12 protein-coding genes are annotated in these 12108 nt (G+C 59.8%); 10 read left to right on the top strand and 2 right to left on the bottom strand.

Annotated elements, in window-relative coordinates:
• The first annotated feature begins 40 nt into the window (after positions 1-40).
• The 6 genes from ACP15U_RS18760 to ACP15U_RS18735 all read left to right on the top strand — a co-directional run bounded on the left by ACP15U_RS18760 (position 41) and on the right by ACP15U_RS18735 (position 6033).
• Entirely contained in the window at positions 41-1291 is a 1251-nt protein-coding gene (locus ACP15U_RS18760; protein WP_043753095.1) for an ABC transporter substrate-binding protein, read from the top strand.
• A gap of 79 nt (positions 1292-1370) precedes the next feature.
• Entirely contained in the window at positions 1371-2147 is a 777-nt protein-coding gene (locus ACP15U_RS18755) for an enoyl-CoA hydratase/isomerase family protein (protein WP_028284927.1), read from the top strand.
• A gap of 11 nt (positions 2148-2158) precedes the next feature.
• A complete protein-coding gene (locus tag ACP15U_RS18750; RefSeq protein ID WP_142494381.1) occupies positions 2159-2941 on the top strand; it encodes an enoyl-CoA hydratase/isomerase family protein in 783 nt (260 codons plus the stop codon).
• Positions 2942-2983: 42 nt separating this feature from the next.
• Positions 2984-3742 (top strand): electron transfer flavoprotein subunit beta/FixA family protein, encoded by a 759-nt coding sequence (locus ACP15U_RS18745; RefSeq protein ID WP_028284925.1) that lies wholly within the window; start codon positions 2984-2986, stop codon positions 3740-3742.
• Positions 3742-4668: an electron transfer flavoprotein subunit alpha/FixB family protein gene (locus ACP15U_RS18740; RefSeq protein ID WP_142494380.1), complete on the top strand. Its 927-nt coding sequence runs from the start codon at positions 3742-3744 to the stop codon at positions 4666-4668. Before ACP15U_RS18745 ends, ACP15U_RS18740 begins: the two co-directional genes overlap by 1 nt.
• A gap of 207 nt (positions 4669-4875) precedes the next feature.
• Positions 4876-6033, top strand: coding sequence for an acyl-CoA dehydrogenase family protein (locus ACP15U_RS18735; RefSeq protein ID WP_081979662.1), 1158 nt, complete (start codon positions 4876-4878; stop codon positions 6031-6033).
• A 21-nt stretch (positions 6034-6054) separates the two neighbouring features.
• Here ACP15U_RS18735 and ACP15U_RS18730 read toward each other — a convergent pair whose 3' ends face one another.
• Entirely contained in the window at positions 6055-7221 is a 1167-nt protein-coding gene (locus ACP15U_RS18730) for a CaiB/BaiF CoA transferase family protein (protein WP_142494379.1), read from the bottom strand.
• A gap of 30 nt (positions 7222-7251) precedes the next feature.
• Entirely contained in the window at positions 7252-8397 is a 1146-nt protein-coding gene (locus ACP15U_RS18725; protein ID WP_142494378.1) for a CaiB/BaiF CoA transferase family protein, read from the bottom strand.
• A gap of 104 nt (positions 8398-8501) precedes the next feature.
• Here ACP15U_RS18725 and ACP15U_RS18720 point away from each other — a divergent pair, with 104 nt between their 5' ends.
• The 4 genes from ACP15U_RS18720 to ACP15U_RS18705 are packed head-to-tail and all read left to right on the top strand — an operon-like array spanning position 8502 to position 12062.
• Entirely contained in the window at positions 8502-8879 is a 378-nt protein-coding gene (locus tag ACP15U_RS18720) for a Zn-ribbon domain-containing OB-fold protein (protein ID WP_057796766.1), read from the top strand.
• A gap of 3 nt (positions 8880-8882) precedes the next feature.
• Entirely contained in the window at positions 8883-10034 is a 1152-nt protein-coding gene (locus ACP15U_RS18715; RefSeq protein WP_142494377.1) for a thiolase, read from the top strand.
• A 23-nt stretch (positions 10035-10057) separates the two neighbouring features.
• A complete protein-coding gene (locus ACP15U_RS18710; RefSeq protein ID WP_185959052.1) occupies positions 10058-10915 on the top strand; it encodes a MaoC/PaaZ C-terminal domain-containing protein in 858 nt (285 codons plus the stop codon).
• A 10-nt stretch (positions 10916-10925) separates the two neighbouring features.
• Entirely contained in the window at positions 10926-12062 is a 1137-nt protein-coding gene (locus ACP15U_RS18705; protein ID WP_142494376.1) for a CaiB/BaiF CoA transferase family protein, read from the top strand.
• The last annotated feature ends 46 nt before the right edge of the window (positions 12063-12108 follow it).

Raw genomic sequence — 12108 nt, 5'->3', positions numbered from 1 at the left:
GTATCACCGCCCTACACTAAACCAACGGGAGATAGATAACATGAAAGTCAAACAGCACATTAAGGCAGTGGCCGTTGCTACTGCACTGGCAGCAAGCGCGACTGTTGCCTCAGCGCAGGACAAGGAGCCTATCCGCTTCGGACTCTGCTTCGACCTTAGTAAATCCTACACGTTCATTTCACCGCAGGTGGCCCAGGCCGCGCAGGACCTGGCGATGTACACCAACGAAAATGGCGGTATCGAAGGTCATCCGGTTGAAGTCATCATTCGCGATCACGGCAACGAACCGCAGCGCGGTGTGGAATGCTACGAGCAGCTCAAGCGCGAAGGCGTGTTCCTGTTCAACTTTCTGTCCACGCCGGTCACGAACGCGGTTTTGCCGCGTGCCATGAAGGACGGTAACGTACTGATGCAGTCTTTCGTTGGCCGCGGTGACGCGGTGGACGGCGAAGTGTTCGAATGGGTTTTCCCGGTCGGTCCGACGTACTGGCAGCAGGCGGCAAATGACGTTGCCTTCATCAAGGGTCAGATGGGCGGTGACTTGAGCAAGGCGAAGATCGGGTTCATCTATCTGGATTATCCCTTTGGCCAGGAACCGATCGAGATCCTGAAAACGCTTTCCGAAAAGGAAGGGTTCGAGTTGGAGCTGTATCCCGTACCCCTTCCCGGGTCGGATCAGGCCGGCGCATGGAGCAAAATCCGCCGCGACAAGCCTGACTACGTGATCAGCTGGCTGCTGGCGGGCGGGCATGTGGTCGCCTCGAAGGAAATGCGCCGCAACCGTTTCCCGATCGACCGCTATCTGTCGGTGAACTGGCTGAACGAAGTCGATATCGCCAATATCGGCGCACAAGAGGCGAAAGGCATCCTGCGCGGGACCAACGTGGCCGGTGGCCAGGAAGTTCCGATCGTCAAGACGATGCTGGACACCTACTATGCCAATGGCAAGGGCAGCGGTCCCGAGAGCCTGGTGCGCGACGTGTACTACAACACGGGCATGGCGATCTACTCGGCCGGTTTCGAAGCCGCGCGGATCGCAATTACTGAAAACGGTTGGCCGATCACACCGGAAAGCATGAAGAATGCCTATGAATCGATCGAGAACTTCGATGGAAACGGCATCATGGCCCCGGTTACAGTGACCGACAAAGACCACGGTGGTGGCGGCAAGACCCGGGTCGAGCAGTGGAATGGCGAAACCTGGGTTCCGCTGACCGACTGGAGCGCCGACTATCTTGACGTTGTTTGGGATGTCATCAAGCACAGCTCCGCGACGTTCACCGTCGAATAAGACAGAGCTTCCCCGCGGCAGACATGTCGCGGGGAAGCTTTCCGCAGTTAGATTGTCCCGAGAAAGCGAAGCAGGTATCATGAGCCCCATTGACGTGAAGATCGAAGACGGAATTGCGACCGTCTGTATCAACCGGCCCGAACGTAAAAACGCGCTTTCCGTGGCGGCGACGAACGGGCTGACCGACGCTTGGGAGAAGATCGAGGCGGATGACAGCGTTCGTGTGGCCATTCTGACTTCTGCCGATTGCGGCGTTTTCAGCGCCGGACTGGATCTGAAGGAAGCCACACAAATCGCACGCGACGAGGGTGTCGATATTCTGACCAAGATGCGCGACCCGTTTCACGAGACCATGCGCGCCTGCAAGAAACCGATCATCGCGGCGATGACAGGGTCGCTGATGGCGGGCGGCATGATGCTGACCTTGAATTGCGATCTGCGGGTCGGTCTCAAGGGGACCAAGGTCGGTATCACCGAAGTAAAGATCGGTCGTGGATCGCCCTGGGCATCGCCGGCACTGTCCATGCTACCGCAGCCCATCCTTATGGAAATCGTTCTGACCGGCGACTTGATGCCGATCGAGCGCCTGCACGAATACGGGTTCACCAACTATATCGAAGACACTCCCGATGCTGTCCGCGCAAGGGCATTTGACCTTGCCAAACGCATTGCCAGCGCGGCCCCGCTGTCGGTTGTTGCCGCGAAAGGCGGCGTTCGCGCGACCATGGACCTGGGCTGTGCGGGTGGCCTGAAAGAGGGCAAGCGCCTTCACGAGGTGGTTTACGCCAGCAACGACGCGATTGAAGGCCCAAAGGCCTTTGCTGAAAAGCGAGCACCCGTCTGGACCGGGACCTGATGGAGACTTGAATGACTGAGCTTATTCGCCTGGACAGGGAAGGCCCTGTCGGAATCCTGCGTTTTCTTCAGCCGACAAAACGCAACCCTTACAGCATCGGGTTCGTCGAAGAACTGGTGGCGCTTCTGCGCGAAGCCGAACGGGACGCTACGATCCGTGTCGTTGTTATGACCGGTGGCAATCATTTCAGCAGCGGCGGCGATCTTGTCGGGTTTCAGTCCGAGATCGCCAAAGGCGCGCGGGCGACGTCGGAAATGGTGGACCTGGTTCACGATGGCGGACGCGCGGCCTATCTGTTTCGCAAACCTCTGATTTCCGCGGTATGCGGCGTGGCTTTTGGCGCGGGCCTCAGCCTGGCCTTGTCGGCGGACATTGTCGTTGCCGCCGAAGATGCCCGGCTGTGCGAAGTATTTGCACGCGTCGGCGGTTGTCCCGACACGGGATCAAGCTGGCTGCTTCACCAGCGCGCCGGTGCGGGCGTTGCCCGGATGCTTGTGCTCACGGGCCGTGAAATCGACGGGCGCACCGCCAGGGACCTGCGCGTTGTCGAAGAATGCGTGCCGGCCAACCAGGTCGAGGTACGGGCGCTGGAAATTGCCCGCGAGATTGCAACGCACCCGATGTTTGGCGTTCAGACCGCCAAGCGTGTGATGCGCGCCGCAGCCGAGTGCAGCTATCTCGAGGCGCTGGATATCGAGCGCGATGCCCAAAGCGTTTTGCTGTGCGCGCATGACTTTCCCGAGGCCATGAAAGCGTTTTCGGAAAAAAGAACTCCAGAATTCAAAGACCGTTAGCTCGGTTGAAACCTTATCGCAAAACTCAAGGAGACCACGCCAATGAAGGTACTCGTGCCTGTGAAACGCGTGATCGACTACAACGTGAAGGTTCGTGTCAAAGCGGACGGAAGCGGTGTCGATCTGGCCAACGTTAAGATGTCGATGAACCCTTTCGACGAAATCGCCGTCGAAGAGGCGATACGCCTGAAAGAGGCCGGCAAGGCCGAAGAGGTGGTCGCGGTATCCATCGGCGTCAAACAGGCGCAGGAAACCCTGCGCACCGCACTGGCCATGGGTGCCGACCGCGCCATCCTGGTCGTTGCAGCGGATGACGTGCACCATGATATCGAGCCGCTGGCAGTGGCCAAAATCCTTGCCAAGGTCGTGGAAGAGGAACAGCCTGGTCTGATTCTCTGCGGCAAGCAGGCGATCGACAACGACATGAATGCCACCGGCCAGATGCTGTCAGCCCTGCTGGGCTGGTCGCAGGGTACCTTTGCCTCGGAACTGGACATCGACGGTGACAGTGCCGTCGTGACCCGCGAAGTTGACGGCGGCCTGCAGACCATCAAGGTCAAGATGCCCGCGATCGTCACCGTGGACCTGCGCCTGAACGAGCCGCGCTATGCGTCGCTGCCCAACATTATGAAGGCCAAGAAAAAGCCGCTGGATGAGAAGACCGCCGATGATTACGGCGTTGATGTCACGCCGCGTCTGGAAATCGTCAAAACCTCCGAGCCCGTGGCACGCGCGGCCGGTATCATGGTCGGCTCGGTGGACGAGCTGGTCGCAAAACTCAAAGAAGCGGGGGCTGTATAATGGCTGTTCTTCTTCTCGCAGAAGTGACCGATGGTGAACTGGCAATCGACGCAACCGCCAAGGCCGTGACCGCGGCCAAGGCCCTAGGCGATGTGACCGTTCTGTGCGCGGGCGCCTCTGCTGCTGCCGCAGGCGACGCCGCCGCCAAGATCGACGGTGTGACCAAGGTTCTGGTCGCCGAAGACGCATCGCTGGGTCACCGCCTGGCCGAACCGACCGCCGCGCTGATCGCATCGCTGGCCGGTGATTATGAACATATCGTCGCCCCGGCCACCACGGACGCCAAGAACGTCATGCCGCGCGTTGCCGCGCTGCTGGACGTGATGGTCCTGTCGGACGTGTCCGGCGTTGTCGATGGCAAAACGTTCGAGCGCCCGATCTATGCCGGGAACGCGATTCAAACCGTCAAATCGTCGGATGCGAAAAAGGTCATCACCTTCCGCACCTCGACCTTTGATGCCGCTGGCGAAGGCGGGTCTGCCTCGGTCGAAAGCATCGGTGCCGGGGACAACCCCGGCCTGTCGGAATGGGTCGAAGACAAGGTCGCCGCATCGGATCGTCCCGAACTGACCTCGGCCGGTGTGGTCGTGTCCGGTGGGCGCGGCGTCGGCTCCGAAGAGAACTTTGCCCTGATCGAGAAACTGGCCGACAAGCTGGGCGCCGCCGTTGGCGCATCCCGCGCCGCCGTCGACTCGGGCTTTGCACCGAACGACTGGCAGGTTGGCCAGACCGGCAAGGTGGTCGCGCCTGACCTGTATATCGCTGTTGGCATCTCGGGTGCGATCCAACACCTGGCCGGCATGAAGGACAGCAAGATCATCGTTGCGATCAACAAGGACGAAGAAGCCCCGATCTTCCAGGTTGCCGATTACGGTCTGGTTGCCGACCTGTTCGACGCCGTGCCCGAACTGACCGACAGGCTGTAAGTCATTGCGAAAAAATTACAAAAAGGCCCGCCTGTTTTGGCGGGCCTTTTTTGTACGAGCCGAATGGGCGGCGCGTGATTAGATAAATCCGGATGCGCACGGTCCGAAGCCTTGTGACGCCCCGTCAGAACGCCTCGGGTTCATTGCCAGGAAATAAAACACTTGTTAGATTTCTTCAATGCAAGCATGAACCGATAGGAATAAAACATGTCTCTGATCAAGAACTCCCCGAGTTGGGCAGTGGATGAACACAAGATGTTCGCCGATAGTACACGCAGGCTTTTCGATGCAGAGATGGCTCCGAAGATTGAAAAATGGGCGGAGCAGGGAATTGTTGACCGCGACTTCTGGAAAACAGTCGGTCAGCAGGGTGTCATGGGTGGCTCGATTGCCGAAGAATATGGTGGGTTCGGTGGCGGCATCGGGTTCGACGCGATTACCGTCTACGAGCAGGGGCGCACCGGTGATACGGGTTGGGGCTATGGGATTCAGTCCATCGTAATCCATTATCTCAACGCATATGGCAGTGAGGAACAGAAGAAAAAGTGGTTGCCGAAACTGGTCAGCGGCGACAGCGTTGCGGCGATTGCCATGACCGAGCCTGGAACGGGCTCTGACCTCCAGAACGTACAAACCTATGCGGAAAAGGATGGCAACCACTACAAGATCAACGGTTCGAAGATCTTTATCACAAACGGGCACACGGCGGATCTCGTTGTTATCGTGGCAAAGACCGATCGCAACGCCGGCGCCAAGGGCGTTTCGTTGATCGTTCTGGAAACCGAGGGCGCCGAGGGCTTTCGCCGGGGACGGAACCTGAAGAAACTGGGTATGAAAGGTTCGGATACTGCTGAGCTGTTCTTCGAGGATGTGCGCGTGCCCACGGCGAACCTGCTTGGTCCGGAAGAGGGGCAGGGGTTCTACCAGCTGATGAAGCAGCTGCCTTGGGAGCGGCTGATGATCGGCATTACCGCGCTCGGTTTTATTGATTTTGCGATCGATGAAACGGTGAAATATGTTCAGGACCGCAAGGCATTTGGAAGCCGGATCATGGACTTCCAGAATACACGCTTCAAACTGGCGGAATGCAAAACCAAGGCCGAATTGCTACGCTCCTTCGTAAATGACGGGCTCGCGCGTCTTGAAGCGGGCGAACTTGATGCGGCCACGGCTTCGATGGCGAAATGGTGGGGCAGCCAGACGCAGAACGAGGTCATGCATGAATGCCTGCAACTGCACGGCGGTTACGGTTTCATGATGGAATACCCCATCGCGCGACTTTATGCCGACAGCAGGGTCCAGATGATCTATGGCGGCACCAACGAGATCATGAAGGAACTGATCGCACGCTCGATGGATGTTTGATCCGTCCGGTGCCGGGTGGGGCTACTCCCTGCCCGGCCCCAGAATTTCGTCGCTGTGTTCCCCAAGTCGCGGGGCCGGGCGATGATCATGTCGCGCAGGGGTCGCCGAAAAGCGAACCGGCGGGCGTGTCGTCCAGATCGCACCTTCGGTCGGGTGATCAATCCGTTGAAAGAACCCGGTTGCGGCAAGATGGGGATCGTTCGGTAAATCTGACAGGTTGCGCACTGGCATGGCGGGTATGTCGGCCTGCTCCATGAGGTCAAGCCACTCATCTGTGGTCCGGGTCAGCGCAATGTGCGCCACCATATCGTATACTGCGCCGATGTTGCGGCTACGGGCGTCCATGTCCGTGACCCAGACATGGTCGATCATGTCATTGCGCCCAACCGTCTTGAAAAACCGCGCCCATTGTACGTTGGTGTAAGGCAGAATTGTGATGTAGCCATCTGCGGTCTGAACCGGACGCCGGTGCGGAACCAGCATGCGGGCATAGCCGAAATCCTGCGGAGCCTCCTCGAAGGTGGCGCCATCCATATGTTCGGCCAGCAGGAAGGCGGCCAGCGTCTCAAACATCGGAACTTCGACATGCTGGGCCTGTCCCGTACGCTCGCGGTGGAACAGGGCGCCCATCACGGCATAGGCGGCGGTGACCCCGCCAAGCTTGTCGGCCAGAATTGTCGGGGCATAAGCGGGCGGTGCCTCGGGGTCGCGCAAGGTTGCCAGGCTGGCCAATCCCGACACCGACTGGACGGAATCGTCGAATGCTGGCTTGGCGGCATAGGGCCCGTCCTGTCCGAAACCGGTGGCGGATACCGTGATCAGGTTCGGGTTTTCCTGGCGCAGGGTTTCGGGTTCCAAAGACAATCTGGCAAGCGCCGCAGGCCGGATGCTCGAAATCATCACATCGGCATCGATGAGCAGTTTGCGCAACTGATCGAGACCGGTTTGTGTTTTGAGGTCGAGTACGACACTGCGCTTGTTACGGTTGGCCCCCAGAAAAGCGGCACCCATCAGCTTGTTGCGCGATGGCTGGACCTGGCGAAGAAGATCGCCCTCGGGGCCTTCCACCTTGATCACATCGGCCCCCAGATCGCCCAGCATCTGCGTCGCCAAAGGTCCGAAAACTACAGAAGTCAGATCGACGATCTTCACGTCTTGAAGGATCGCCGGATTGTTCTCATCGGTCATTTGATTGTCCACTTAGTTGCCTACCGTTTTTTATGAACGACGGCCGAACTCGGCGCGAAGGGCCTTGCCTTGCGCATCGAAGGCCGGGCAGGGGCCCAGTGCCGTTTCGCCGAGGCTGCGCCGGATCGGGGGGGTCGGGACGTTGATTTCACCGGAAGGCGTGCGAATTACGGACCGGTCGAGCTGGGGGTGACCGGACAGGGTCGCCACGTCGTTCACCGCGCCCGAGGCAATGCCCGCAGCGTCAAGCCGCTTCAGCATCTCGGCGCGGTCATGCGAGGCGAACACGGCCTTGATGAGAACTTCGAGCGCGGGTTTGTTTTCAATTCGCGACGTGTTGTCATGGAACCGGGGGTCGGTTGCCAAAGCCGCATCGCCCAGTATGTGTTCACAGAACCGTTGCCATTCGCCGTTGTGTTGCACGGTAATGACGACAAGCTGACCGTCCTTGCATTCATAGGCCCCGTACGGGCAAATGACCGTGTGGTTCAGTCCGACACGAGGTGTCGGCTTGCCAAGGTAATCGTGATACAGCAGTGGAACCGACATCCAGTCGGCCATCACATCAAACATTGCCACGGAAACGCCGCTGCCCTTGCCGGTGCGATCACGCCCGACAAGTGCTTCGCAGATTCCAGCATGGGCTGTCATACCGGTGGCGATATCGCAGACCGACACGCCCACCCGTCCTGGTCCGTCGGGTGTACCGGTCACTGATGCCAGACCGCTCTCGCATTGCACCAGAAGGTCATAGGCCTTGGCGTTGCGCATCGGGCCGTCTTCGCCATATCCGGTGATGTCGCAGGTCACTAGACGCGGGAAGCTCTCTCGCAGACTCGCGGAATCGAGCCCCAGCTTGGCCAGCGCGCCCGGCAGCAGGTTCTGAATAAACACATCTGCGTTTTCCAGCATCCTGAGCAGGATTTCACGGTCTTCGTCGGCTTTAATGTCCAAGGCGACCGATTCTTTGCCTCGGTTCAGCCATGTGAAATAGGCGCTTTCACCGTTGGCGGCGGTATCGTAGGCGCGGGCGAAATCGCCTGCGCCCTTGCGTTCGATCTTGATCACGCGCGCGCCGGCGTCGGCCAGCCGCGAGGAGCAAAAAGGCGCGGCGACTGCCTGTTCCAACGCAACGACGAGTTTGCCGGAAAGGGGGGCTAAGTCTGAACCTGACATGAGTTTCTCTCAATTGATCCTGAAAGGTTGACTAAATCTAACAATTGTTAGAAAGATTATCAATACGCTTAAACAAAGACTGGGTCGCTTGAAGGAGAACGCCAATGCAGGATGCCAAAGGACCAGACCAGCTTTTCCAACGCGCGCTGGCAGAGGGAGAGATCCTGCTGCCCAAGTGCGACGACTGCGGGGCCTATCACTTTTTCCCGCGAGTCCTGTGTCCACATTGTCATGGCACCGCGATTTCGTGGAAGCAGGCCGGCGGCAAGGGACGGGTCCACACCACAACAGTCGTGCGCCGAAAGCCCGAACGGGGCGGCGACTACAACGTATGCGTCGTCGAGCTGGACGAGGGTGTCCGGATGATGAGCCGGGTCGAGGGCATTGCCCCGGGTGAGGTCGTCATCGACATGCCTGTAACCGCATTCGTGGGCGAGGCCGAGGGTGTTCCGGCCGTGCTTTTCAAACCGTCGGAGGGATAGGCCATGACCACTGAACTTCGGGGGAAATCCGCCATCGTGGGAACCGGTCATGCCGGTCTCGGAGAAGCCCATGGCCTGACGGCCTATGATGTCATGGCGCAATCTGCGCTTGCGGCGCTTGGCGATGCCGGGCTGAAACTGTCCGACGTCGACGGGCTGTTTTGCACCATGATGGAAGACAGCATGCCGGCGCTTATGGCGGCGGAGTATCTGGGCATCCAGCCCCGTTTCATTGATGGCACGATGTCGGGCGGTTCGTCCTTCGTAAACTACCTGACGTCCGCGACCATGGCGCTGGACGCCGGTCTGTGTGATGTCGCGCTGATTGTTTATGGCTCCAACCAGCGCACCGCGTCGGGCAGACTGGTGACCGCTTCACGTCCGCCGGCCTACGAGGCGCCGTATAATCCGCGCTATCCGATCTCGGCCTATGCGATGGCGGCGGCGCGGCACATGCATGAATATGGTACCACCCGCGAACAGCTGGCCGACGTGGCCGTTGCCGCGCGGGCCTGGGCGCAGCGCAACCCCGAAGCGTTCGAGCGCGGCCCGCTGACCCGCGAGGACGTGTTGGGTTCGCGCATGGTGGGCGATCCATTGACCGTGCGCGACTGTTGTCTTGTCACCGACGGTGGCGGCGCGATCGTAATGGTCCGCGCGGACCGCGCCCGGGATTTCCCGAAGGCACCTGCCTATGTGCTGGGCAGTGCTGCGGCAAGCTCGCACCGGCAGATTTCCCAGATGAAGGATTTCACCGTGACCGCGGCCCGCGACTCGGGCGCGCGCGCCTTTGCGGCGGCCGGAGTGACCCCTGCGGATATCCAGGCGGTCGAGCTCTATGATGCCTTCACCATCAACACGATTTTGTTTCTCGAAGATCTTGGGTTCTGCGCGAAGGGCGAGGGAGGGGCCTTTGTCGAGGGCGGACGCATCGCGCCTGGCGGCGTGTTGCCGGTGAACACGAATGGCGGCGGCCTGTCCTGCGTGCACCCCGGGATGTACGGCATCTTCACAGTGATCGAGGCTGCCCGTCAGATCCGTGGCGACGCGCCGGGCATTCAGTTGAAGGATATTGATCTGGCGCTGGCGCATGGCAATGGCGGTGTGCTGTCCAGCCAGGTCACGGCAATACTGGGGTCACGAAACACGCTCTGACGGCGATCAAGGGAGGAAAGATCATGCCACTGGATTTCGAAGCACTTTCGAATTGGGATTTCGAAGAGATCAAGCAGACTCTGACCGAGCGGGATACCATCCTTTACGCACTCGGGCTGGGGTTCGGCGAAGATCCGACAGACAAGAAAGAACTGGCCTTTGTCTATGAGGACGGTCTGAAGGCGGTTCCCTCTATGGCCGTTACCCTGGGGTATCCGGGCTTCTGGCTGCGCAATCCGAAAACCGGCGTGAACTGGCAGAAAGTGCTGCACGGAGAACAGTGGCTCGACATCTACAAGCCGCTGCCGACACATGGCCGAATTGTCGGCCGCAGCAAGATCGACTTTATCGCCGACAAGGGCGAGGGCAAGGGAGCCGTCATTTACCAAAGCCGCGATATTATCGACGCGGACAGCGGCGAAAAACTGGCGCGCGTGGCGATGTCGGCTTTCTGTCGCGGTGATGGGGGGTTCGGCGGTGAAAACCAGGCGGGTCCGGCACCCGCAGTGCTGCCTGATCGGGCGCCTGATCATGTATGTGATATCAATACCCTGCCGCGCCAAGCCCTTATTTATCGTCTCAGCGGTGATTTCAATCCGCTTCATGCTGACCCGGATGTTGCCCGTTCTGTCGGGTTCGACCGCCCGATCCTGCATGGTCTGGCGACCTATGGGCTGGCGGCCCGGGCGATTCTCAAGACGTTGCTGGACTATGATTCTGCCCGGCTTGTCGGTCTGGATGTTCGGTTCTCGGCGCCGGTCTATCCCGGCGAAACCGTGCGGTTCGAAATCTGGGAAGAGGACGGCGAGGCCCGGTTTCGAGCATCTATTCCGGCACGCGACGTGGTTGTTCTGAACAACGGCGCGGCGCGCTTCGCCTGAGGCAGTGAAGATGGCTCAACCGCTCAAGGATATCCTGGTGCTGGATTTCAGCACACTTCTTCCCGGTCCGATGGCGACGCTCATGTTGTCCGAGGTCGGCGCCGAAGTGATCAAGTTCGAGCGTCCCGGAGTCGGCGAGGACGCGCGCCAAACCGAGCCCAAGATCGACGGAGAGAGCATCGGATTTGCCGTGTTGAACCACGGCAAGCGATCGGTGGCCATCGACCTCAAGTCAAGGGGCGCAGTGGAACGTCTGCGCCCCTTGATCGAGAGGGCCGATGTTCTGGTCGAGCAGTTCCGTCCCGGCGTGATGGACCGGTTGGGGCTTGGTTATGAAGCGGTGCGCAAGATCAATCCCGGTCTCATCTATTGTTCGATCACCGGCTATGGCCAGACCGGACCAAAGGCCAGCGCCGCCGGCCACGACCTCAACTACGTCGGTGATGCGGGTATCCTGTCGCTCAGTCGTGGACCGGATGACCAGCCAACGGCCCCGTTCGGGCTGGTCGCCGATATCGGAGGCGGAACCTATCCTGCGGTGATGAATATCCTGCTGGCCCTGATTGCGCGGCAGGCAAGCGGGCAGGGAACGCATCTGGATATCGCAATGGCCGAGGGGGCGTTCGCCTTTGCCTATTGGGCCCATGCCGAAGGTGTGATTGCCGGGCAGAACATCGAAAGCGGTGGCAGCCGTCTGACGGGTGGCCTGGCCCGATATCGGCTTTATTCGGCTGCGGACGGGCGTCAGATCGCCGTCGGCGCGTTGGAAGAAAAGTTCTGGCAGTCGTTCTGCGATGTTATTGGTTTGCCGGTGGCCCTTCGCGATGACTGGTCCGATCCCAATGCCTGCGCCGCAGAGGTTGCACGTCGTCTGAGGGAACACCCCTCGACCCATTGGGAGCCTTTGCTGGCAGCGGCAGATTGCTGCTGTTCGGTCGTGAAAACGCCCGCCGAGGCGGCGCGCGACCCGCATTTCAAAGCGCGTGACGTGTTCGGGCGGACAGTAAAAATCTCCGGCCGGGACGCGCCTGCTTTGCCGCTGCCAATTGCGCCGGAGTTCCGTTCTTCCGGAAATTCGGTCGGAGTTGCAGCCACTCTGGGCGAAGACAATACGCGTTATGGCTTGGACCAACCAAAGACAGAGTAAATCCCGTTGACGGGCAGGTTTTGAATCGGTAATCTAACATTTGTTA

Origin of the sequence: Primorskyibacter sp. S87 (assembly GCF_049801055.1) — a bacterium.
Lineage (GTDB): Bacteria > Pseudomonadota > Alphaproteobacteria > Rhodobacterales > Rhodobacteraceae > JBNAGF01.
This window is presented reverse-complemented; position numbering and strand designations above follow the sequence as displayed.

Coding starts and splice junctions, on each gene's coding strand:
- ACP15U_RS18760 (WP_043753095.1), top strand. CDS start 41: ATGAAAGTCAAACAGCACATTAAGGCAGTGGCCGTTGCTACTGCACTG.
- ACP15U_RS18755 (WP_028284927.1), top strand. CDS start 1,371: ATGAGCCCCATTGACGTGAAGATCGAAGACGGAATTGCGACCGTCTGT.
- ACP15U_RS18750 (WP_142494381.1), top strand. CDS start 2,159: ATGACTGAGCTTATTCGCCTGGACAGGGAAGGCCCTGTCGGAATCCTG.
- ACP15U_RS18745 (WP_028284925.1), top strand. CDS start 2,984: ATGAAGGTACTCGTGCCTGTGAAACGCGTGATCGACTACAACGTGAAG.
- ACP15U_RS18740 (WP_142494380.1), top strand. CDS start 3,742: ATGGCTGTTCTTCTTCTCGCAGAAGTGACCGATGGTGAACTGGCAATC.
- ACP15U_RS18735 (WP_081979662.1), top strand. CDS start 4,876: ATGTCTCTGATCAAGAACTCCCCGAGTTGGGCAGTGGATGAACACAAG.
- ACP15U_RS18730 (WP_142494379.1), bottom strand. CDS start 7,221: ATGACCGATGAGAACAATCCGGCGATCCTTCAAGACGTGAAGATCGTC.
- ACP15U_RS18725 (WP_142494378.1), bottom strand. CDS start 8,397: ATGTCAGGTTCAGACTTAGCCCCCCTTTCCGGCAAACTCGTCGTTGCG.
- ACP15U_RS18720 (WP_057796766.1), top strand. CDS start 8,502: ATGCAGGATGCCAAAGGACCAGACCAGCTTTTCCAACGCGCGCTGGCA.
- ACP15U_RS18715 (WP_142494377.1), top strand. CDS start 8,883: ATGACCACTGAACTTCGGGGGAAATCCGCCATCGTGGGAACCGGTCAT.
- ACP15U_RS18710 (WP_185959052.1), top strand. CDS start 10,058: ATGCCACTGGATTTCGAAGCACTTTCGAATTGGGATTTCGAAGAGATC.
- ACP15U_RS18705 (WP_142494376.1), top strand. CDS start 10,926: ATGGCTCAACCGCTCAAGGATATCCTGGTGCTGGATTTCAGCACACTT.